The organism is Streptomyces sp. NBC_00872, assembly GCF_045161915.1.
GTDB lineage: Bacteria > Actinomycetota > Actinomycetes > Streptomycetales > Streptomycetaceae > Streptomyces.
Genome location: NZ_CP108806.1, coordinates 5203299 through 5224380 on the forward strand (window position 1 = coordinate 5203299; position 21082 = coordinate 5224380).

The 21082-nt window shown below is 70.8% G+C and carries 17 protein-coding genes, 3 pseudogenes and 1 riboswitch; of the genes and pseudogenes, 9 read left to right on the forward strand and 11 right to left on the reverse strand.

The genetic code is table 11. The features are described 5' to 3' along the window. Nucleotides 1-39: 39 nt before the first annotated feature. A complete protein-coding gene (locus tag OG214_RS22380) occupies nt 40-537 on the reverse strand; it encodes a hypothetical protein (protein WP_363080727.1) in 498 nt (165 codons plus the stop codon). Between the two features lie 259 nt (nt 538-796). On the opposite strand from OG214_RS22380, the gene OG214_RS22385 reads away from it, so the two are divergent. Beyond that, entirely contained in the window at nt 797-1369 is a 573-nt protein-coding gene (locus OG214_RS22385; protein WP_405987571.1) for a Uma2 family endonuclease, read from the forward strand. Nucleotides 1370-1403: 34 nt separating this feature from the next. Next, nucleotides 1404-2903 (forward strand): M1 family metallopeptidase, encoded by a 1500-nt coding sequence (locus OG214_RS22390; protein WP_405987572.1) that lies wholly within the window; start codon nt 1404-1406, stop codon nt 2901-2903. 81 nt (nt 2904-2984) lie between these two features. Here OG214_RS22390 and OG214_RS22395 read toward each other — a convergent pair whose 3' ends face one another. Next, nucleotides 2985-3560 carry a TerD family protein gene (locus tag OG214_RS22395; RefSeq protein ID WP_363080729.1) on the reverse strand — a complete coding sequence of 192 codons (576 nt, stop codon included), beginning with the start codon at nt 3558-3560 and terminating at the stop codon, nt 2985-2987. 203 nt (nt 3561-3763) lie between these two features. Here OG214_RS22395 and arfB point away from each other — a divergent pair, with 203 nt between their 5' ends. Then, on the forward strand, nt 3764-4195 hold the full coding sequence (arfB, locus tag OG214_RS22400) for an alternative ribosome rescue aminoacyl-tRNA hydrolase ArfB (protein ID WP_363080730.1): 432 nt from the start codon (nt 3764-3766) through the stop codon (nt 4193-4195). A gap of 142 nt (nt 4196-4337) precedes the next feature. On the opposite strand, the gene OG214_RS22405 is transcribed toward arfB, so the two are convergent. Next, nucleotides 4338-4913 carry a flavin reductase family protein gene (locus OG214_RS22405; protein ID WP_363080731.1) on the reverse strand — a complete coding sequence of 192 codons (576 nt, stop codon included), beginning with the start codon at nt 4911-4913 and terminating at the stop codon, nt 4338-4340. Nucleotides 4914-5359: 446 nt separating this feature from the next. Between OG214_RS22405 and cdgB the strand changes: the two genes are divergently transcribed. Both cdgB and OG214_RS22415 read left to right on the forward strand, forming a co-directional pair. Beyond that, nucleotides 5360-7087 (forward strand): diguanylate cyclase CdgB, encoded by a 1728-nt coding sequence (gene cdgB / locus OG214_RS22410; RefSeq protein WP_363080732.1) that lies wholly within the window; start codon nt 5360-5362, stop codon nt 7085-7087. A gap of 296 nt (nt 7088-7383) precedes the next feature. Continuing rightward, complete coding sequence (locus OG214_RS22415) at nt 7384-8418, forward strand: CBM35 domain-containing protein (protein WP_363080733.1); 1035 nt, start codon at nt 7384-7386, stop codon at nt 8416-8418. On the opposite strand, the gene OG214_RS22420 is transcribed toward OG214_RS22415, so the two are convergent. From OG214_RS22420 to OG214_RS22440, 5 genes and pseudogenes are all read right to left on the reverse strand, one after another. After that, complete coding sequence (locus OG214_RS22420; RefSeq protein ID WP_405985736.1) at nt 8399-9379, reverse strand: ketose-bisphosphate aldolase; 981 nt, start codon at nt 9377-9379, stop codon at nt 8399-8401. The two genes, OG214_RS22415 and OG214_RS22420, sit on opposite strands and share 20 nt — an antisense overlap. 163 nt (nt 9380-9542) lie before the next feature. Further along, nucleotides 9543-10241: pseudogene (locus OG214_RS22425) on the reverse strand (1-phosphofructokinase family hexose kinase); the annotation flags it as partial. A gap of 414 nt (nt 10242-10655) precedes the next feature. Further along, a pseudogene (locus tag OG214_RS22430) lies at nt 10656-10874 on the reverse strand (PfkB family carbohydrate kinase); the annotation flags it as partial. Nucleotides 10875-11041: 167 nt separating this feature from the next. Then, nucleotides 11042-12196 (reverse strand): N-acetylglucosamine-6-phosphate deacetylase, encoded by a 1155-nt coding sequence (gene nagA, locus OG214_RS22435; RefSeq protein ID WP_405985737.1) that lies wholly within the window; start codon nt 12194-12196, stop codon nt 11042-11044. 272 nt (nt 12197-12468) lie between these two features. Then, a pseudogene (locus OG214_RS22440) lies at nt 12469-13344 on the reverse strand (ROK family protein); the annotation flags it as partial. Between the two features lie 425 nt (nt 13345-13769). Here OG214_RS22440 and OG214_RS22445 point away from each other — a divergent pair. The 3 genes from OG214_RS22445 to otsB all read left to right on the forward strand — a co-directional run bounded on the left by OG214_RS22445 (nt 13770) and on the right by otsB (nt 16345). Further along, the gene (locus tag OG214_RS22445) at nt 13770-14990 is read left to right on the forward strand and encodes an ABC transporter substrate-binding protein (RefSeq protein ID WP_405987573.1); all 1221 of its coding nucleotides are present in this window, start codon (nt 13770-13772) and stop codon (nt 14988-14990) included. Between the two features lie 12 nt (nt 14991-15002). Next, nucleotides 15003-15413, forward strand: a complete 411-nt coding sequence (locus OG214_RS22450; RefSeq protein WP_405985738.1) for a DUF3263 domain-containing protein — start codon at nt 15003-15005, stop codon at nt 15411-15413. An 83-nt stretch (nt 15414-15496) separates the two neighbouring features. After that, complete coding sequence (gene otsB, locus OG214_RS22455) at nt 15497-16345, forward strand: trehalose-phosphatase (protein ID WP_405985739.1); 849 nt, start codon at nt 15497-15499, stop codon at nt 16343-16345. Nucleotides 16346-16427: 82 nt separating this feature from the next. On the opposite strand, the gene OG214_RS22460 is transcribed toward otsB, so the two are convergent. The 3 genes from OG214_RS22460 to OG214_RS22470 form a co-directional block, all read right to left on the reverse strand. After that, nucleotides 16428-17876 carry a trehalose-6-phosphate synthase gene (locus tag OG214_RS22460; protein ID WP_363080736.1) on the reverse strand — a complete coding sequence of 483 codons (1449 nt, stop codon included), beginning with the start codon at nt 17874-17876 and terminating at the stop codon, nt 16428-16430. A gap of 81 nt (nt 17877-17957) precedes the next feature. After that, nucleotides 17958-18296 (reverse strand): hypothetical protein, encoded by a 339-nt coding sequence (locus OG214_RS22465; RefSeq protein ID WP_363080737.1) that lies wholly within the window; start codon nt 18294-18296, stop codon nt 17958-17960. A gap of 38 nt (nt 18297-18334) precedes the next feature. Beyond that, entirely contained in the window at nt 18335-19393 is a 1059-nt protein-coding gene (locus OG214_RS22470; protein WP_363080738.1) for a glucosyl-3-phosphoglycerate synthase, read from the reverse strand. Between the two features lie 234 nt (nt 19394-19627). Then, nucleotides 19628-19755: riboswitch (SAM riboswitch) on the forward strand. Nucleotides 19756-19772: 17 nt separating this feature from the next. On the opposite strand from OG214_RS22470, the gene thrC reads away from it, so the two are divergent. Beyond that, nucleotides 19773-21059 (forward strand): threonine synthase, encoded by a 1287-nt coding sequence (gene thrC, locus OG214_RS22475; RefSeq protein WP_405985740.1) that lies wholly within the window; start codon nt 19773-19775, stop codon nt 21057-21059. The last annotated feature ends 23 nt before the right edge of the window (nt 21060-21082 follow it).

A 21082-nucleotide genomic window follows, 5' to 3' on the forward strand; every position in this document is an offset into this window, starting at 1 on the left:
CGCCGCGCCGTCCGACCGGTGCCGTGCAGCCCTTCCCTGTCAGACGCGGGGGAAGCGGGACTGGAGGTCCCAGATGATCGGGTTGTCGGCCAGGCCCTCGTGCATGTCGGCGAGGTCCGCGATCAGATCGTGCAGGAAGTCGCGGGCCTCACGGCGCAGCAGTCGGTGGCTGAAGGTCAGCGGGGGCTCGTCGCCGGGCATCCAGTCGGCCTCCACATCGACCCAGCCGAAGCGGCGCTGGAAGAGCATGCGGTCGGCCGACTCGGTGAAATCCAGCTCGGCGTGCTGCGGCCTGGCCGCGCGGCTGCCGCGCGGATCGCGGTCGAGCTGCTCGACGATGTCGCACAGCGCCCACGCGAAGTCGAGCACCGGCACCCAACCCCAGGCGGTGGACAGCTCCCGGTCCGCCTTGGTGTCCGCGAGATAGACGTCCCCGCAGAACAGATCGTGCCGCAGCGCCTGGACCTCCGCGCGCCGGTAGTCGGTCTGCGGCGGATCGGGGAAGCGGCGGGAGAGGGAGTAACCGATGTCGAGCACGGGCCGATGGTGTCACGGCCGTGGCCGACGGAGTCGGGGGGTGGTCGATCACACGTTCCGGCAGTTGCGGAAACGTCACCGCGCACACGTTCGAGTGAAGGGTTGCGGTTTCATTTCGTCTTTGGACGCCTAGGCTGGCAGTGTCGCTTGCACTAGGGAGGTCGCCGTGGCACTGCCTGTTTCCGAATACGAGCCGGATGAGTCGTACGAGCCGGATGAGCCGTACGGAACTGATGACGGCGAGCTCGAATACATGCGGATGCTCCGGCAGGTGAAGGGAAGGATCCCGGCCATGTCAGTAGAAGCGGCCTTCGACGTTTTCGATGCGGTTGCCCCGGAGGGGTGGCGCGTGGAATTGATCGAAGGGGAGATCCACGTGACGCCTCCGGCCAATGGCGAACACGAAGAAATCGTGGCTGAGATGACGGACCAGGTGACAGGGCGCCGTAAGAATCGGTCGTTGCGGAGTTACACCGGACTTGGGTTGTACGTTCCGGGCGCGTCGGTCAGCGGCAAGATCGTGCCCGACCTGGTCATCGCGCCCAAGGGCAGTTTCACCGACGAGCTGGAATATCACGATCCCGCGCCCGTCCTCTTCATCGCCGAAGTGACATCGCGCTCCACCGGTCAGAACGACCGGGTCAAGAAGGTCCGGGGTTACGCCCGTGCCGGTATTCCCGTCTACCTTCTCATCGACCGGGAAGCCGACCAGGCCGTGCTGTGTACGGTGCCCGTCGGTGAGGAGTACACAAGCAAGGTTCCGTACAAGATCTCCGAGCCGGTTCCGCTCCCCGAGCCCCTGGGTTTCGAGCTCGACACCGGCGAGTTCTGACAGAGGGACCTACGATCATGGGGTGGACAAGCGTCTGGCCCCCCTTCCCCTCCCCCTTCTTGTTCTCCCTCTCACCCTTCTTGTTCTCACCCTTGTTCTGACCGGCTGCGCCGGTGACGGCGCTGTGCACGGGCGCCCCGGAGCCGCGGGGGTGCGGGATCCCTATTTTCCGCGGCTCGGCAATGGCGGATACGACGTTCAGCATTACGGTCTGACCCTCGACTACGCCCCTGCCACCGGACGGCTCAAGGGAACCGCCGAGATCACCGCCCGCGCCACCCAGGATCTCAGCGCCTTCAATCTCGATTTCGCGGGAATGAAGGTCGATTCCGTGACCGTCGACGGCGAGAGGGCCGCACTCCACCGCGCCGGTACGGAACTCACGCTCCGGCCGCACGACGATGTCGCCCGCGGGGAGACCTTCCGTACGGTCGTTCACTATTCCGGCGTACCGCTGCGCATCACGGATCCCGACGAGTCGGAGGAGGGGTGGCTCAGATCGGGGGAGCGCGCGGTGGGGCTGGGGGAGCCGACGGGCTCGATGGCGTGGTTCCCGGGCAATCACCACCCGAGCGACAAGGCGTCCTACGACATCCGGATCACCGTGCCCGAGGGGCTGAAAGCCGTCTCCAACGGTGAGCTGAGGAGCGAGCGTACGACGGCCGGCCGTACCTCCTTCGACTGGCACTCCGCGCAGCCGATGGCCAGCTATCTCACCACTGTCGCCATCGGTCCTTATAAGACGCGGACGGCGGAGAGGGCGGAGGAGAAAGCGGTGAAGAAGGCAGGGGAGAAGGCGGGAAGCAAGACAGCGGAGGAGACGGGAAAGAGGGCGGACAAGGCCGGGGCCGGTACGGCCACGGTGGCCGCATTGCCCATCTACTCCGCCGTCGACCCCGCCGTCGCCGCCGACAGCGCGCGGCTGCTCGCCGAACTCCCCGGGATCATCACCTGGCAGGAGAAGACCTTCGGGCCGTATCCCTTCTCCTCCACCGGAGTGATCATCGGACGGAAGGGCGATTCCCAGTACGCCCTGGAGACCCAGAACAGGCCCTTCCTCCCCGGTCCCACCAGCGTCGCGACACTGGTGCACGAGCTGGCCCACCAGTGGTTCGGGAACTCCGTCACCCCCAAGTCATGGCGGGACATGTGGCTCAACGAAGGGTTCGCGGAGTACACCGAGTGGCTCTGGGCGGAGCACACCGAACAGATTCCGGTGCGGCAGAGCTTCGAGGAGGCGTACGAGGACGACGACAACTGGGCGTTCCCGCCCGCCAAGCCCTCCTCCGCGGCGCATATCTCCGACCCGCCGGTCTACGGACGGGGCGCCATGGTCGTCCACCAGGTACGGGAGGCCGTGGGCGACGCGGCCTTCTTCCGGATCGTGCGCGGCTGGCTGGAGACGTACCGTCACGGCAACGCCGACACGCACGACTTCACGGCCTATGTGGAGGAGCAGGCGGGCCGTGATCTCAGCGGCATCTGGGACACATGGCTGTACGGCGACGGCGACGAGAAGCCCCCGCTGGACTGACCGTCCCCCTGCCCGGCCGGTCACCCGAGCCGAACGCCCCCGCGAAGGGCCGCGGGGGCGTTCGGGCCGGACGCGTCCGTGTCAGAGGTTGACGCCGAAGTCCGTGGCGATGCCGACCAGGCCCGAGGCATAGCCCTGGCCGACCGCGCGGAACTTCCACTCCGCGCCGTTCCGGTACAGCTCGCCGAAGACCATCGCGGTCTCGGTGGCGGCGTCCTCGCTCAGGTCGTAGCGGGCGATCTCGGCGCCGCCGGCCTGGTTGACGATGCGGATGTAGGCATTCCGCACCTGGCCGAAGTTCTGGCTGCGGCTCTCGGCGTCATAGATGGAGACCGGGAAGACGATCTTGTCGACATCGGCGGGCAGACCCGCCAGATTGACGTTGATCGCCTCGTCGTCGCCCTCGCCCGCGCCCGTGCGGTTGTCACCGGTGTGGACGATCGTCTGGTCCGGCGTCGACTTGTTGTTGAAGAAGACGAAGTGGCCGTCGGAGACGACCTTCCCGCCGCCGTTCACCGCGATGGCCGAAGCGTCGAGGTCGAAGTCGGTGCCGGTGGTGGTACGGACGTCCCAGCCGAGACCGACCGTGACGGCGGTCAGGCCCGGTGCCTCCTTGGTGAGGGAGACGTTGCCGCCTTTGGACAGGCTTACAGCCATGGGGATGTCCCTTTCGTTGTCGTGTGCGGACTTCGAGTCGTCCCGAAGTTACCGTCACCCCGCATAACGCAGGCAGAGGACCGGGAGGTTCCGTCCCCCTTTACTTTCTTTACCCGGAAGGCGGGTGGAAGGCGGACACACCGGAGAAGGCGGCGCGGGAAAAGAGGGTGACGTGAGGGGCGGACGCACGGGACCATGGGGGCATGTCCGGGCCTCCTTATGTCATCCGCGGTTCGGTCTCCCTGCCGGAGGCCGAACTGATGTGGCGTTTCTCGCGCTCGTCCGGACCCGGCGGACAGCACGTCAACACCACCGACTCCCAGGTCGAGTTGCGCTTCGATCTCGCGAAGACGGAGGCGCTGCCGCAGGTCTGGAAGGACCGCGCCCTGGAACGGCTCGCGAACCGGCTGGTGGGCGGGGTGATCTCCGTACGCGCCTCGGAGCACCGCTCGCAGTGGCGCAACCGCGAGATGGCGGCGGTGCGGCTCGCGTCCCTGCTGGCCGAGGCGACGGCCCCGCCGCCGCGGGCGCGCCGGAAGACGAAGATCCCGCGCGGCATCAATGAGCGCAGGCTGCGGGAGAAGAAGCAGCGCGCGGAGACCAAGCGGGGCCGCACGGGCCGCGACTGGTCCTGACCCGGCAGGGCGGACCGTGCCGACTGGGCGGACTGCGCCGACCGGTCGTGACCCGGCCCCGGACGGACCGCGCCGGCAGGACACGGCCGGGCAAGGCCGGGCAGGGGCCTAACCGGCCCAGGGGTCCAACCGGCCCAGAGGGTCACCCCTGACCGAGCAGCCTGTAGCGGCCCTTGTAGTACATCAGCGGGCCGCCCTCCGCGCTTGGCAGTTCGGCCGCCAGCACCCGGCCGATGACCAGCGTGTGGTCGCCCGCCTCCACGCGTTGTTCCGTGCGGCACTCCAGGGTCGCCAGTGAGCCGCCCACCAAGGGGGCGCCGCTCACCTCTCCGCGCCGGTACGGGATGTCCTCGAAGAGCAGCCGGTCGCTGATACGACCCTTCATCGCGAACCGGCCCGCGATGTGCCGCTGGCTCTCCGTCAGCAGTGAGGCCGCCCACAGGGGCTGTTCGGCGAGCAGATCGTCCATCCGGGAGCCGTCGCGGACGCTGACCAGGACCAGCGGCGGTTCCAGGGAGACGGACATGAAGGCCGTCGCCGTCATCCCGGCGTCCTCGCCGCGCGGGCCGTCCGCGCTCATGGGAGGTTCGTGCGCGGTCACCAGCACCACGCCCGCGGCCAGTCGTGACAGGGCGGCGCGGAACTCGTCGTTGCTCACCCCCTCAGGATGGGGGATGGCCTCGGTCAGGGAAGCGGGGGGCGTCTGGAACTGGGACACGGGCGAACGCTAGCTTCCGCCACCGCCCGCCCACATCGGGCCAGGGGACCAGGACCAGGCCTAGGACCTCGCGTTTGGATCTTGCTGGGCTCGGGTGCCGGGGCCCGAAGTCCGGGGTGCTCGGGCCGGGAGCCCGGCGCCGGAGGAGAGCGCACCGGGCGTAAGAGCGTCGTAAGATCACAGAGGACGGCCCGACGGGTCCGGGCCCCGCACGCGCCCGCCCCGCCCACGTGCCGTCCGGAATTTGCGTTCAAGAAAGCGGTGGAGCGCTCCCATCAGGCGCTCTTTCCCTTCTCCAGGTCATGTGACTTGAGTCACAGAGTGCACTATTTGTTGACCCTGTGTACCGGGCGAACAGCTCGCTGTGATTCAGTGGCGATGAGAATGCAACACGAGAGCCGATGAGAATCCTGGAGTTGCTGTCGAGGTCTCGGGGAGAGCGAGCAATGGAGACCGAGTCGGAGCCGTATGTCCGTCTTGCGACCCTGCGGCAGTTGCACGAGGCCGTCGCCGAACTCAACACCGCCCGCAGCCTGGCGGACACCCTCCAGACCGTCGCGGACGGTGTCGTCAACGGACTCGGTTACGAGCTGGCGTGCGTCAATGTCGTCCAGGCCGACGGTGATCTCGTCGTCGCGGCCTTCTCCGGCAGTGCCGCGGCCGAAGCGCTGATCACCGGCCGGGTCGGCTCGCGCGGCTCCTGGGACCGCCGGCTCGCGATGGGCGAGAGCTGGGGCGATCTGCGGTTCATACCCCACACCGAGGGCTGGGTGCTGCTGGAGGACGACGTCCCCCAGTGGTACACCGAGGGCCCCGACCCCCGCTTCGAGGACGAGTGGCACCCCCAGGACCGCCTCTACGCCCCGATGTACGCGTCCGGCGGCGGCTGCGAACTGCTCGGGGTCATCTCCGTCGACCGGCCGCGCGGTGGCCGCCGCCCCGGGCCCTGGGGGCAGGAAGCCCTCCAGATGTACGCGTCCCAGGCCGCCATTGCGATCAGTAACGCCCGTCTGCGAGCAAACATGCAGCGCGCTCTCGTCCGGCTCGAACGTGAACAGCAGGCGCTGCGGGCCAGCGAGGAATCCTTCCGTCAGGCGTTCGAATACGCACCCAGCGGTATGGCCATCGCCGAGATGGGCGGGGACCAGCACGGCCGGCTGCTGCGGACCAATGACGCGCTCTGCCGGCTGCTGGGGCGCCCGGCCTCCGCGATGCGCCGCCACTCCTTCGCCGATCTGGTCCACCCCGAGGACATAGGGACGCTGCTGCGCACCTCCGCCGAGGGCGGCCGGGCCGAGCTGCGGCTCGCCCGCCGGGACGGCACCTATGTCTGGGTCTCGCTGCGCAACTCGGTGGTCGCGGACACCGCGGACGGCCCCCGGTTCCTGCTCACCCATGTCGAGGACATCGAGGAGCGCAAGAGCCGCGAACTCCAGCTCGCCCACCGGGCCTCGCACGACTCGCTCACCGGTCTGCCGAACAGCGCGGAACTGCGCTCCCGTCTCAGCGCCCGGCTCTGTTCGCGTCCCCACGCCCTGCGGGAGACCGCCGTCGAGGCGCTGGACGCGGCGTACGGGGGGTACGAGGGCACGGTCCTGTACGAGCCCGGCTACGACGCGTACGACGGCTATGACGGATACGACGGCTACGAGGAGCAGACGGGCAGGGCCGGCGGCGTGCGCGTCGGCGGCGGCGTCGGCCCGGCCGGCGGTGGCGCCTTCGATCACCATGTGCACATGGTCGCGCCCGCCGACGACGGCGAGACGGACGACGGTACGAAGGGCCTCGCGGTGCTCTTCTGCGACCTCGACGGTTTCAAGTCCATCAACGACCGCTTCGGCCACAACACCGGCGACGCGGTACTGATCGAGGTCGCGCACCGGCTGACCACGGGGGTACGGGACGGTGACACGGTCGCCCGGCTCGGGGGTGACGAATTCGTCGTTCTCGCGGACGGCCTGGGCGCGGCGGACGCCGCGGATCTCGCCGTACGCCTGCGGAACGCGATCATTCCGCCGATCCGGGTCGACGGACGGGCGGTCAGGGTCGGCGCGAGCTTCGGTATCAGCTGGGCGGCGTGCGGGATGTCCGTGGAGGAGGTCCTGCAATCCGCCGACCAGCGGATGTACGTCGAGAAGCGGTCCCGCAAGACGGTCCACCGGCGGGCCGGATAGCTCCCCTGTCCGTGGTGAGGCCCGTGGTGAGGCTTCAAGGTCCGTGGTGTGAGGCGGCGAGAGGTCCGGCTGCCCGTGCGCCGGCGGCGTCCGATGAGTATCCGGAGGCGTCCCGTACGTATTCGGAGGCGTCCGGCAGGGATTCGGGACAGGGCTGGGACAGAGCCGCTACACGATGTTCACACCCGGGGCCGCAGAGTGGCAAAGCACAGTCAGGGCCCGTCCATGGGCTTGCTCATTCGAGGTAGGCTCGGCCGGTCGGCGACGCTGGCGAGATGGTAAGGAGTGACCCAGGGATGACGGCCGGGAACAACGGCGCGAGCACGCCCGAGGACGACGATCCGTTCGGCTATCTGTACGAGGACGGACAGGCGCAGGGCGGTAATCAGCGACGCCAGGGCGGCTACGGCTACCCCGGTCCCGCGGCGCAGCCCGGTGTGCCCAGGACCTCGTACAACCAGGTCAGAACGGTCGGCGAGCGCCAGTACGGACAGCCGCAGGTCCCGCCGCAGCAGGGCCACGGCCAGCAGCCCGCCTACGGTCAGCAGCCGCAGTACGGTCAGCAGCCCGCGTACGGCCAGGCCGGGGGCCAGGCGTCCTACGGCCAGCAGCCGAGCGCCCCGTACGCCGCTCCCGAGACCTACCCCGGCGCCGACACCACCCGCCATGTGCCCGCCCAGCGCGGCAGCGGCGGCGGACGCGGCGGCCCCAACACCAGGGGCCTGCTGATCGGTGCCATCGCGGTGGTCGTGGTGGTCGTGATCGGTATCACAGCCGCACTGCTCTCCAGCGGTGACGACGGTCAGGACGACCAAGCGGATCCGTCCGGCGGTCCGTCGGTCTCCGCCTCCGAGGGTTCCGGCGGCAAGCCCAGCGAGGGCGCGTCCGAGAAGCCCGCCGAGGGCATCCAGCTTCCCAAGCAGGACGCGGCGACCCTCAAGCTGGGACCGCCCGCCGCCCTCGACACGGCCATCAAGGGAGCCGAGGGCACGAACGGCGCGTATGTGGCGGGCTTCAACGCCGTCGGCGCCTCCGTGACCTGGACCGCCGATATCGAGAAGGCCGGCGCGTATGCCCTGTCGGTGCGCTACGCCATCCCGGCCAAGGACGCGAACGCGACCCTGACCGTCAACGGCAAGGCGAATTCCAACCCCATCGGCCTGAAGAACTTCATCCATTCCAGTGATCCGAACTGGGAGAAGAACTGGCAGACCACCTGGGCTCCGGTCGAGCTCCAGGCGGGCCAGAACACCATCAAGATCTCCTGCGAGCAGGGCAATCAGTGCGACGCCATCCTCGACTGGCTGGAAGTCACCCCGCCGAAGAACTGACCGGTCCGGCGGGTCCGGCCGCATCGACCGGACCCGCCGCATCGACCGGACCCGCCGCATCGACCGGACCCGCCGGTTCGACCGGAGCCGCTGCGTCGAGCGGACCGACCACCCGTATGAACCCCGCCACCGTCCCGGCCATCGCCTCGCGTGCCGGGACGAGGTATTTCCGGGGGTCCACGGCCGACGGACGAGCCGTCAGATACTCCCTTACGGCCCCGGTGAAGGCCGTGTTGAGGGCCGTACCGACATTGATCTTGACCATGCCGGCCGTGATCGCCCGGCGGATCTCCTCGTCGGGCACACCGGAGGAGCCGTGCAGAACGAGCGGTACGGGGACGGCCGCGCGCAGGGCGGCGATCAGCGGGTGGTCGAGGGCCGCCGTACGCCGGGTCATCGCGTGGGAGGAACCGACCGCGACCGCCAGCGCGTCCACCCCGGTCGCGGCCACATAGAGCGCCGCCTCGGCCGGGTCCGTACGGACACCGGGGGCGTGCGGGTCGAGGGGCGCGTCCAGGGGCGGTTCGCCGTCCTTGCCGCCCACCGCGCCCAGTTCGGCCTCGACCCAGACGCCACGGTCGTGGCCCAGCCGTACGGCGTCCGCGGTGGCCCTGAGGTTCTCCGCGTACGGCAGCTTCGAGGCGTCGAACATCACCGAGCTGAAACCCGCGTCGAACGCGGCCCGCAGCAGGTCCGCCGACTCGACATGGTCGAGATGGAGCGAGAGCGGTACGGAGGAGGCGCGGGCGACGGCCGCCGCGGCGGCGGTGACGGGGCCCAGCCTGCCGCCGTGGAACCTCACCGCGTTCTCCGAGATCTGGAGGATCGCGGGCGCGCCGGCCCGCTCGGCGCCCTCGGCGATCGCCTCCGCGTGCTCCAGGGTGATCACATTGAAGGCGGCGATCCCATGGCCCCGGGCCGCGGCGGCCGTGACGAGTTCACCTGTGCTGACGAGTGGCATGTGCTCCCCGGTTTCCTTCCCGGGCCCGCGCCCGAGGCTGCTGCGGCTTGCTCCCTGCGGCTTGCTCCGGCTGCTCCTCCGGCCGCTCCTCCGGCTTTTCCTGCGACTTCTTCCGCGGCTGCCTCTTGCGACCGCTCCTCCGGCTGTTCCCGCGCCGCGCTGTCTACGCGGGCGGGTGTTCGGTCACCGTGACGCGCGGCAGGAGTTCCGCGTACGCCTCGGCGTCGAACTCGCCCGCCGCCGGGGCCAGTACCGTCGCCGTGGCGAGGGCGACCGCGCGGCTCAGCCGGGCCGGCCAGGGCAGACGCTCGACCAGACCGGAGAGCAGCCCGGCCACGGCGGAGTCGCCCGCGCCCGTCGGGTTGCCCTTCGCGGGGGCGGGCGGGGTCGCCTGCCAGACACCGTCCGGGGTGGCCGCGAGTATGCCGTCCGGGCCGAGCGAGGCGATGACCGCGTGGGCGCCGCGGCGGCGGGCGTCCTGGGCGGCGCGCAGCGGCTCGCGGGAGCCGGTGAGCCCGGCGAGTTCCTCGGCGTTCGGCTTGAGCAGGTCGGGGCGCGCGGCGATGCCCCGGCGCAGGGGTTCGCCGCTGGTGTCGAGGAGTACGGGCACGCCCGCGCCACGGGCGCGGCGGATCAGCTCGGCGTACGCGCCCACATGGATGCCCGGCGGCAGGCTGCCGCAGAGGGCGACGGCGTCGGCGCCGGTGAGCAGCCGCTCGTAGGCGCTGAGGAACGCGTTCCACTCGGCGGCCGAGATGGTCGGCCCCGGCTCGTTGAGCTGGGTGGTGTCGCCGCTCGTCCCGTCGACCACGGCGATGGTGCGACGGGTGGATCCGGCGATCGGTACGAGCGCGTCCACGGGGCGTGTGATGCCGTGGGCGGGTCCGGTGCCCGTCCGGCGGCCCGTACCGCCGCCGTGGCGGTGTCCGGAACGGCCGCCGAATCGGTGGACCGGACCGCCGCTGTCCCTGCTGTCCCTGCTGTCCCTGCTGTCTCTGCCGTCTCCGCTGTCCCGGGCGCCCGGGGCGCCGGGGCCGTCACCGGGGGTGTGCGCGGGACCCGTGCCGGGACCCGGCCGCCAGGGCGCGTGGCCCTGACCGGCCGCCCGGCCGGAACCCGGGAAGGGGCCGGAGCCGGGGCCCGTACCGGTCCTCGGTCCGCCGCGTCCCGAACGGCTCCCCGGTCCGCCGCGTCCGCCGTGTCCGCCATGGGCGCCGTGCCCCGGACCGCCGCCCGTGCCGGCGCCCGTGCCGCCCGTACCGGTGAACAGGGCGGGGCTCGCCAGCAGTTCGCGCAGGACATCGCCCGTACGGCCGCCCGCGAACCCCGTGACCACCGTCTCGTGGCCCAGTGCCGCCAGCACCCGCGCGACATTGAGGCCCTTGCCGCCGGGGCGTTCGACGACCTCGCTGACGCGGTGCGTGGTGTGCGGGACGAGGGCGGGGGTGCGGTACGTGATGTCCAGCGCGGCGTTGAGCGTCACCGTCAGGATCACCGTCACTCCCGGTGTGGACGAGCGCGGTATGCGAACGCGCGGCCGATTATCGGAGCGATCATGTCAAAAAGAAAGCGGTTGGCCCAGACCCTGGGCCGACCACCTTCCATGAACTCGTACCCTTCCGTACACCCGCCCGTAAGGGCTTGCCGCCGGAGGTCCCCGGATCACCCCAGCCGGGGCCCGACCACCCATTCGCCCTTGTACAGAACGCCCTTGACCGAGAAGCCGGCGTCCAGGACCACCAGATCCGCGTCCTTGCCGGGCTCCAGCGAACCGACCCGGTCGTCCACACCCAGCAGCCTCGCCGGGTTGGCGGAGACGGCCTGGACGATCTCCTCGACCGGCAGCCGGTCCACGGTCGCCGCCCGCTTGAACGCCGTGTCCAGGGTCAGTGTGGAGCCCGCGATCGAACCGCCCTCCACCAGCCGTGCCACGCCGTCCTTGACCTCCACGGCGAGCGGGCCGAGCTGGTAGAGCCCGTCGCCGAAGCCCGCCGCGTCCATCGCGTCCGTGATGAAGGCGACCCGGCCCCCGCCCGCGCGGTGGAAGGCCAGCTCCAGGGCCGCGGGATGCAGATGCGTACCGTCGTTGATCAGCTCGACGGTGACCCGCTCGTCCTCCAGCAGCGCGGCGATCGGTCCCGGCGTCCGGTGCCCGAGTGGCGGCATCGCGTTGAAGAGATGCGTCGCGACGGTCGCGCCCGCGTCGATGGCCTCCACGGTCTGCTCGTATGTGGCGTCCGTGTGCCCGATCGCGGCGATCACGCCGTGCTCGGCCAGCAGCCGTACGGAGTCGATACCGCCGGGCAGTTCGGTGGCGAGCGTCACCATCCGTGCCGTGCCGCGCGCCGCGTCGAGCAGTTTGCGCACCTCGGCCGGGTCGGGGTCGCGCAGCAGCGACTCGCTGTGCGCGCCCTTGCGGCAGGGGGAGATGAAGGGGCCCTCGAAGTGGATGCCCGCCAGATCGCCCTGCTCGACCAGTTCGGAGAGCACGCTCGCGCGCTGGGCGAGGAAGTCCATCTCGCCGGTGACGGTGGAGGCGACGAGCGTGGTGGTGCCGTGCTCGCGGTGTGTACGGATGCCCTTCAGGACGTCGTCCACGGAGCCGGAGGTGAAGGAGGCACCCCCGCCGCCGTGGTTGTGCATGTCCACGAAGCCGGGGACCAGCCAGTGGCCCGACAGATCGAGGGTCGCGGCGTTGTCCGGGGCGGCGCCCGCGATCCGGCGGCCCTCGATGATCACCCGCCCGCCCTCCACGGTCCCGGTGGGCAGTACCACCCGGGCGCCGGTGAGAACGGTGCTTTCGGCGCGTGCGGCCATCAGGCGCTTACCTCCGGGGCGAGTGGGTCGGTGGGGGGATGGATGACGGTGACGCGGGATCCGGTCGTGGAGCGGGATCCGGTCGTGGGTGGTGCGTCGGCGGCGGACCGTGCGCCGGTGGCGGCGGACGGTGCGCCGGTGGCGGCGGACGGTGCGTCGGCGGCGGCGGACGGTGCGTCGGCGGCGGACGGTCCGGCGGGAGAACCGGCGGCCTTGGACCCGTCGGCGGTGGATCCGGCGGTGGACCCGTCGGCGGTGGACCCTTCGGTCCGGGCCAGCAGGTCCCAGGCCAGCAGTCCCGCGCCCAGGCATCCGGCGTTGTCCCCGAGGGACGCCGGGACGATCTCGGGCAGCTTCTGGAACGTCACGCGCTCCTCGACCGCCGCCCGCAGCGGTATGAACAATGTTTCCCCCGCCTCGCCGAGACCGCCACCGATGATCAGGGTGCGGGGGTCGAGCAGGGTGAGCGCGGTGACCAGCCCGGCGGCGAGCGCGTCGACCGCGTCGAGCCAGACCCGTACGGCCTCGGGGTCGCCCGACTCCACGGCCTTCGCGCAGTCGGCGGCGTCCGCCTCCGGGTCGCCGCTCGCCGCCGCCCAGGCGCGGCTCACGGCCGCCGCGGAGGCGAGGGTCTCCAGACAGCCGCGCTGTCCGCAGCCGCACTCGGGCCCGTCGGGCCGGACCACGACATGGCCGATCTCGCCCGCGTAGCCGTGCGCGCCCGCCTCGATCACCCCGCCGATGCCGATGGCCCCGGCGATCCCGGTGCCCAGCGGTATGAACATGAACCGGTCGGCGCCCCGGCCGGCACCGAGCCGCCCCTCGGCGAGACCGCCGGTGCGTACGTCGTGCCCGAGCGCGACCGGTACGCCCCCGAGCCGCTCGGCGAGCAGCGCCCGCATCGGTACGTCACGCCAGCCGAGGTTGGCGGCGTACACCGCGACTCCGCGCTCGGCGTCGACGATCCCCGGTATGGCGACCCCCGCGGCGACGGCGCTCTCGCCGAAGTGCTCGGCGCCGTACGCGCGCAGCTCGGCGGCGAAGCCGAGGATGGTCTCCACGACGGCGTCGGGGCCGCGCTCCCTGCCGGTCGCCCGCCGCACTTCGTACAACAGCGCGCCGTCCGCCCCGACCAGGGCGGCTTTCATGCCTGTGCCGCCCACATCCAGGGCGATGACGTGTCTCACGGAGACAGTCTCGCGTGTAGACCCATGAAAGGTCTAGTCCACTGTCCTGGATTGTTGCGCGTCCATACAAACGGCGGATCCCGGTGTGCTCTTGGCCCAGACGTTGCCGAAGCGCAACCGGCCTTCCGTGGACCGTAAACCTCCGGATAGGGGAAAATCACAGATTCATACCGGTGCTTCACGCGGCAGAAGACAAGAAGACAGCAGGCAGAACACCGAAGTACATGAAAACCGAAGTACACGGGCGCGCGACGGACACGAGCACCGACGGACACGAGCACCGACGTACACGAGCACCGACGTACACGAGCACTGAAGAACAGAGGCGGAACAGAGCTGTGCAGCAGCGCTTTCTGGGAGCGACGGCGGCCGTGGCCGCACTAGGCATGACAATGGCGCTGGCCGGCTGTGGCAGCTCGGCGGGTTCGGGGGACGTCACCCTCAGACTCGTCGCCGCCGACTACGGCAATGGCTCGTCCGACCGGTCCGACAAATACTGGGCCGAGCTGGCGAGGAATTTCGAGTCCGACCACCCCGGCATCAAGATCGATATCGATGTCCGCTCGTGGAAGACCGTCGACCAGGATGTCGCGGACATGGTCGAACAGGGCCGCGCTCCCGACATGGCGCAGATCGGCTCCTACGCCGACTACGCCAAGCAGGACGCGCTCTACACCGCGGACGAAGTGGTCTCCGTACCCACGCAGGCCAACTTCCTGTCGCAGCTCGCGGACGCCGGCAAGGTCAACCGCATCCAGTACGGACTGCCCTTCATAGCCTCCGCCCGGCTGCTCTTCTACAACAAGAGGCTCTTCGAGCAGTCCGGACTGAACGCGCCCAAGGACTGGGACGACATCGAGTCCGACGCGCGGGCGCTCAAGGCGGCGGGCGTGACGACTCCGATCGCGCTTCCGCTCGGCTCCGAGGAGGCGCAGGGCGAGACCCTGATGTGGCTGCTGGCCGGCGGGGGCGGCTATCTCAACAACGCCGACGACTCGTACGACATCGACTCGGACCAGAACATCAAGACGTTCGAGTGGCTCAAGAAGAACCTTGTCGGAGAGGGGCTGACCGGTCCCATCGCCCCGGCGGAGCTCGACAGGACCACCGCCTTCAAGGCGTTCACCAGCGGTCAGGTCGGCATGCTCAACGGCCACCCGACGCTGCTGCTCGACGCGCGGAAGGCGGGCATCGACGTCGGGATGCTGCCGCTGCCCGGCTTCGACGGCAAGGAGAAGCCGTCGATGGGCGTGGCCGACTGGATGATGGCCTTCAAGCAGAACGGCCACGCCAAGGAGATCGGCGCGTTCCTGGACTATGTGTACGAGGACAAGAACGTCCTCGACTTCGTCGGGCAGTACGACCTGCTGCCGGTCACCTACAGCGCGAACGACGCGATGGCGGCGGACTCGGCGTACAAGGAACTGAGCACCTTCCAGAAGGTGCTGCCCACCGCCGAGCTGTATCCGTCCGGCAAGAAGTCCTGGGGGAACGTCAGCCAGGACATCAAGGACAACATCGGCAAGGCGGTCGGGCCCGGCGGGAACCCGGGGGTCGTCCTGGGGCGGATCGGCCGGGACGCGACGGCGGCGGAGGCCGCCGAGTAGCGTGGCGGAGAGATGACCACGCCCACGCCAGAGCCCGCCGAAGCCGCCGAGCCCGCTGAGCCCGCCGAGTCGGCTGAACTGGCCGCACCGGCTGATCCCGCCGCGTCCGCTGATCCCGCCGCGTCCGCCGCGTCCGCCGAGGCCGGTGCGTCCGCCGCGCCCGCCGCATCCGCCGAGCCCGGTGAGGCGGGCCGGGCCGCCGGGCTGTCCGAGCGGGACCGCGCCGTGCTCGCCGTCGAGCAGCGCGGCTGGCCGGGGCCCGGCGCCAAGGAACGGGCGATCAGGGAGCAGCTCGGTATCTCCCCGACCCGCTACTACCAGTTGCTGGGCGCGCTCCTGGACGATCCGCGCGCGGCGGAGCACGCCCCGGTGACGGTGAACAGACTGCGCCGGATCAGAGCGGCGAGACGAGAGCGCCGCTAGGCGCGTCCGGCGGATCCCGCCGGAGGGCGTCCGGCGCCTCGGTTTCCGTCCGCCGGGGCCGTCCGCGCCGCTAGGGTCGGGGTATGGGCAGCAACCCGTACCCCGTCCCCCTGCCGGAACCGATCACTCCCGCCGGCGCCGAAGGCCTGGCCGCGCTTCTCGGCCGGCCCGGCGACGCCGTCGTCGCCCTCGACTTCGACGGCACCCTCGCCGCGATCGTCCCCGACCCCGAACAGGCCCGCGCCCATCCGCGCGCCGTCCCCGCCCTGGCCGCCCTCGCGCCGCATGTCGCGTCCGTCGCGGTGGTCACCGGCCGGCCCGCCGGGGTGGCGGTCCGCTACGGCGGCTTCGCCGGGGTGCCCGGCCTGGAGCGTCTCGTGGTCCTCGGCCACTACGGCGCCGAGCGCTGGGACGCCGTCAGCGGCACCGTCCGTACCCCCGCCCCGCACGAGGGTGTCGCGGCCGTCCGCGCCGAACTGCCCGGATTCCTGGAGCGGTTCGACGCCTGGCGCGGTACGTGGACGGAGGAGAAGGGCCAGGCGGTCGCGGTCCACACCCGCCGCGCCACCGACCCCCAGGCCGCCTTCGAGGCCCTGCGCGGACCGCTGGGCGAACTGGCCGCCCGCCACGGGCTGATCGTCGAACCGGGCCGTATGGTCCTGGAGCTGCGCCCGCCCGGTATGGACAAGGGCGTGGCGCTGCTGGAGTACGTCCGTGAGGTGGGCGCCGAGACCGTCCTCTACGCGGGCGACGACCTGGGCGACCTCCCGGCCTTCGCGGCGGTCGAGAAGCTCCGCTCCGACGGCCACCCGGGCCTGCTGGTGTGCAGCGGCTCGGAGGTCCCCGACCTCGCGGAACGCTCCGACCTCCGGCTCCCGGGCCCCGCGGCGGTGGTGGACTTCCTGGCGGCACTGGCCCGGACCATCGGCTGACACCGCCCGCCCCCGCCCGGTCCCCGCGCGTTCCTGTCCCTGTCCCGGCCCCTCGCGAGCGGCGGGGGGCCGGGCTCGTGTCTCAGATCGCGCGCAGGGCGGTGAGCTGGTCCAGGAACCACTGCTGCGGGGGCAGGGCCGTCGCCGAGGCGGCCAGGCGTTTGGAGCGTTCGGCGCGTTCGTCGAGGGGCATGCTCAGCGCCTCGTGGAGGGCCCTCGCCGTGGCGGTGATGTCGTACGGGTTCACCGCGAGCGCGTCCTCACCCATCTCCTCGAACGCTCCCGCCTCCCGTGAGAGCACCAGCGCGCAGCCGCGCTCCGAGACCACGGGGATCTCCTTCGCCACCAGGTTCATCCCGTCCCGGATCGGATTGACCAGCGCCACGTCCGCCAGCCGGTAGGCGGCCAGGGAGCGCGCGAAGTCGTCCCGGACATGGAGGACGACCGGAGTCCAGCTCTCCGTGCCGAACTCGGCGTTGACCGCGTCGGCCACCCGTCCGACCTCGGCGGTGTAGTCCCGGTAGACCGCCAGATCCTGCCGGGAGGGGTAGGCGAAGGCGACATGGACGACGCGGTCGTGCCACTCCGGGTGGTCGGCGAGGAGCTGCCGGTAGGAGAGCAGACCGCGGACGATGTTCTTGGACAGTTCCGTACGGTCCACCCGGACGATCGTCTTCCGGAGATCGTCCGAGCCGTCGGCGGCGTCCCCCGGACGGCCGATCTGCTCGCGCAGGGTGACGATCCGTTCGTCCACATCCGGCCGGTGCGCGCGCTCGCGCAGGAAGTCGGCGTCCGTGCCCAGGCCGTGCACACCGATCCTGGTGTTGCCGGTCCCGCCCAGCAGCTCCGTACAGCAGGCCGTGAAGGCGTCCGCCCACCGGCGGGTCAGAAAGGCCGCCCGGTCCGCGCCGAGGATGCCCCGCAGAAGCTGGCGGCCGATGTCGTCGGGCAGCAGCCGGTAGTAGTCCACGGGGGCCCATGGCGTGTGCGAGAAGTGACCGATCCGCAGATCGGGCCGGAGCGCCCGCAGCATCCCGGGCACCAGCGCCAGATGGTAGTCCTGCACCAGGACCGCCGCGCCCTCCGCGGCCTCGTCCGCCAGCGCCTCCGCGAAGGCGCGGTTGTACGTCTCGTACGAGGCCCACTGCGCGCGGAACTCCGGGCCGAAGGACGGCTCCAGCGGGGTCTGGTAGAGCAGGTGGTGGACGAACCAGAGCGTGGAGTTGGCGACGCCGTTGTAGGCCTCCCCGTACACCTCGGGCGCGATCCCCAGCATCCGGACCCGCTGACCGCCCGTGTCCGCCGGGTCGAGCCGGCCGCCCGTACGCCGTACCGCCTCGCGGTCGCCGTCCCCGAGCGCCGCGCACACCCACACCGCGTCCGCGTCCGAGCCGATGGCCGACAGACCGGACACCAGCCCGCCGCCGCCCCGCTTCGCCGTCAGCGTGCCGTCGTCGCGCACGCTGTACGAGACGGGGCCGCGGTTGGACGCGACGAGGACCTGGGCCCGGGAGGGCGGCTCGGTAACCATGTGGCGAAACCTAGCCCGTCGCGTAAACGCTCAAACGTACGGACGGTGTGGTCTGCGCCCGGTGCGGCGGCCCGCCGTCCTCTACCGGCGGCCACGGGTCGCGGCCAGCGCCACCACGCCCGCGCCGGTCAGCGCGAGCGCCACCCCGCCCAGCAGCCACAGCCGTTCGGCCGCCCCTCCGGTGTCCGCGAGCTGCCCTTGCAGGGACCCGTAGAGCGGCTCGTGCGGGGGCTGGTGGGAAAGCTCCTGGAGCGGCTCGTGGAGAGGACCGCGGAAAGGCTCGTGGACCGGCATCCGCAGGGGCCCGGACCCCTGAAGGGGTACGTGTGCCAGGGCCGACGCCTGTCCCGGTGCCAGCAGCACCAGCGTTCCGGCCAGCACCCCGAAGAATCGGCAGATAATCAGATGTTTTGCCCTCATAAGGGCGCAATGTAGGCAATCGGTGAGGTGATCCGCGGTTACGCCGCGCGTCCGGACGTGTACTCCGCGATCTCGCGTATCGGCGGCCGTTCCTCCGTGTCCACGGAGTAGGTGCGCGGTACGAAGCCGTGCTCGCCCCGGTCGAACTGCGTCAGCTCCGGCCGTACCAAGTGTGCCCGGGACAGCCGCAGTTGGGCCGTACGGTAGATGGCCGCGGCCATTCGCCCCAGCGCCCGGTCGTCCTGGTGGCGGTGGAGCCGTACCCCCACGTCCACCTGCCCCAGCGCGTCCAGACCGACCGTGTGCAGCGCGTCCACGAGCAGCCCCAGTTCCACGCCGTACCCGACGGGGAAGGGCAGCCGCTCCAGCAGTGAGCGGCGCGCGGCGTACTCCCCGCCCAGCGGCTGGACGAACCCCGCCAGCTGAGGCCAGTGCAGATTGAGGAGCGGACGCGCCACCAGCTCGGTCACCCGGCCGCCCTGGGCGCCGGCCGCCGACCCGCCCGTGCCGTCGCCACCCGTGCCGTCGCCGCGCGTACCGCCGCTCGCGCCGGTGCCGTGGAGGCCCGCGCCCTCCTCGTCGGCGCCCTCGTCGTCCGTTCCGCTCTCGCGCAGCGGGCGGTCGTACATCGCCTTCACGAAGTGCACATCGGAATCGGTCAGCAGCGGACCCACGGTCCCGGACACGAAGTCGGCCGAGAACCGCCGCAGATCGGCGTCCACGAAGCACACCACATCGCCGCTCGTCACCAGCAGTGACCGCCACAGCACCTCGCCCTTGCCGGGCAGCGCGGGCAGCCGCGGCAGGATCGCGTCCCGGTGCACGACCCGCGCGCCGGCCGCCGCGGCGACCTCCGCCGTACGGTCGGAGGAGCCGGAGTCGATCACCACCAGTTCGTCGACGAGCGGTGCCCTCTCCATCAGCTCGCGCCGGATCACGGAGACGATCGCGCCGACCGTCGCCTCCTCGTCGAGCGCCGGAAGCACCACGCTCACCGTGGTGCCGCGCGCGGCCTTCGCCACCAGGAGCCGGTCGAGCGTACGGTCGGCCGCTGACCAGGAACGCCTGGTCAGCCAGCGTTCCACCTCTTCCAGCACGGTCGGTACTCCCTGACGTGTTCCATGAACGTGACCCGCGAACCCGGTCCGGAACCGGGCCGGAACCCGGTGGGACGCGACCCGCGAACCCGGTCGAACGTGATCCATCTCGCGGTGCGGACCACTATCTCAACCGTCCGCTCCTTCGGTTACAGTCTTGAACAACACGTATGACCGCCGCATGCCGGGGGTCGTAACGCGGAAAAACGCGCCGGACCTGGTCCGGTGCCATAGCGCTCATCCAGAGGGACTGAGGGAACGGCCCGTTGAAGTCCCGGCAACCCTCCCGCCGACCGCGAGGTCACGGTGGGGAAGGTGCCAATTCCGTCTTGCGGCGAAACGCGTCGTAAGGAAGATGAGGAGAAAGGGCCTCGCCATCATGGCTGTGCAGACCGTCCACCACGCCAGCGGCACCGTCGATCTCGGACCCGCCGCCGCCCTCTCGTGCCGCGAATGCGGAGAGCGATTCGAGCTCGGCCCCCTTTTCGCCTGCGCGAGCTGTTTCGGGCCGCTCGAAGTCGCGTACGACCTGCCGAGCGGCACCCCCGAAGAGCTCAAGAAGCGGATCGCGGACGGCCCGGACAACATCTGGCGGTACGCGCCACTGCTGCCCGTCCCGGCCGACGTGGCCTCGAAGCCGAACATCAACCCCGGTTTCACCAAGCTGGTCAAGGCCGACAATCTCGCCCGTGAACTGGGTATCACCGGCTCCCTGCACATCAAGGACGACTCCGGCAATCCGACGCACTCCTTCAAGGACCGTGTCGTCGCCATCGCCGTCGAGGCCGCCCGCGCCTTCGGCTTCACCACGCTCTCCTGCTCCTCCACCGGCAATCTGGCGGGCGCGGTCGGCGCCGCCGCCGCCCGCGCCGGCTTCCGCTCCTGTGTGTTCATCCCGCACGACCTGGAGCAGGGCAAGGTCGTCATGGCCGCGGTGTACGGCGGTGAACTCGTCGGCATCGAGGGCAACTACGACGACGTGAACCGTTTCTGCTCGGAGCTGATCGGCGATCCGCTGGGCGAGGGCTGGGGCTTCGTCAACGTCAACCTCCGTCCGTACTACGGCGAGGGCTCCAAGACCCTCGCGTACGAGATCTGCGAGCAGCTCGGCTGGCGGCTGCCCGACCAGATCGTCATCCCGATCGCCTCCGGGTCACAGCTCACGAAGATCGACAAGGGTCTCCAGGAGCTGATCAAGCTGGGGCTCGTGGAGGACAGGCCGTACAAGATCTTCGGCGCCCAGGCCGAGGGCTGCTCGCCGGTGTCCACCGCCTTCAAGGCCGGACACGATGTCGTACGGCCGCAGAAGCCCAACACCATCGCCAAGTCCCTAGCGATCGGCAACCCGGCCGACGGCCCGTACGTCCTGGACATCGCCCGTCGCACCGGCGGCGCGGTCGAGGACGTCGACGACGAGCAGATCGTCGACGCGATCAAGCTGCTGGCGCGCACCGAGGGCATCTTCGCGGAGACCGCGGGCGGGGTGACCGTCGGCGTGACCAAGAAGCTGATCGAGGCGGGGGTGCTCGACCCGGCGCTGACGACCGTGGTCCTCAACACGGGTGACGGACTGAAGACCCTGGACGCGGTGGCGCCGACGACGGGCCCGACCGCGACCATCCGCCCGAGCCTGGACGCGTTCCGCGACGCCGGTCTGGCCCGCTGACCGGCCGCCCGGCCCGATGACCC

What these genes read in the sequence shown, in the direction of transcription:
- cdgB (WP_363080732.1), top strand. Translation starts at nt 5,360, where the DNA reads ATGGAGACCGAGTCGGAGCCGTATGTCCGTCTTGCGACCCTGCGGCAG.
- OG214_RS22420 (WP_405985736.1), bottom strand. Translation starts at nt 9,379, where the DNA reads ATGCCACTCGTCAGCACAGGTGAACTCGTCACGGCCGCCGCGGCCCGG.
- arfB (WP_363080730.1), top strand. Translation starts at nt 3,764, where the DNA reads ATGTCCGGGCCTCCTTATGTCATCCGCGGTTCGGTCTCCCTGCCGGAG.
- otsB (WP_405985739.1), top strand. Translation starts at nt 15,497, where the DNA reads ATGGGCAGCAACCCGTACCCCGTCCCCCTGCCGGAACCGATCACTCCC.
- OG214_RS22445 (WP_405987573.1), top strand. Translation starts at nt 13,770, where the DNA reads ATGACAATGGCGCTGGCCGGCTGTGGCAGCTCGGCGGGTTCGGGGGAC.
- OG214_RS22415 (WP_363080733.1), top strand. Translation starts at nt 7,384, where the DNA reads ATGACGGCCGGGAACAACGGCGCGAGCACGCCCGAGGACGACGATCCG.
- nagA (WP_405985737.1), bottom strand. Translation starts at nt 12,196, where the DNA reads ATGGCCGCACGCGCCGAAAGCACCGTTCTCACCGGCGCCCGGGTGGTA.
- OG214_RS22395 (WP_363080729.1), bottom strand. Translation starts at nt 3,560, where the DNA reads ATGGCTGTAAGCCTGTCCAAAGGCGGCAACGTCTCCCTCACCAAGGAG.
- OG214_RS22385 (WP_405987571.1), top strand. Translation starts at nt 797, where the DNA reads ATGCTCCGGCAGGTGAAGGGAAGGATCCCGGCCATGTCAGTAGAAGCG.
- OG214_RS22450 (WP_405985738.1), top strand. Translation starts at nt 15,003, where the DNA reads ATGACCACGCCCACGCCAGAGCCCGCCGAAGCCGCCGAGCCCGCTGAG.
- thrC (WP_405985740.1), top strand. Translation starts at nt 19,773, where the DNA reads ATGGCTGTGCAGACCGTCCACCACGCCAGCGGCACCGTCGATCTCGGA.
- OG214_RS22465 (WP_363080737.1), bottom strand. Translation starts at nt 18,296, where the DNA reads ATGAGGGCAAAACATCTGATTATCTGCCGATTCTTCGGGGTGCTGGCC.
- OG214_RS22460 (WP_363080736.1), bottom strand. Translation starts at nt 17,876, where the DNA reads ATGGTTACCGAGCCGCCCTCCCGGGCCCAGGTCCTCGTCGCGTCCAAC.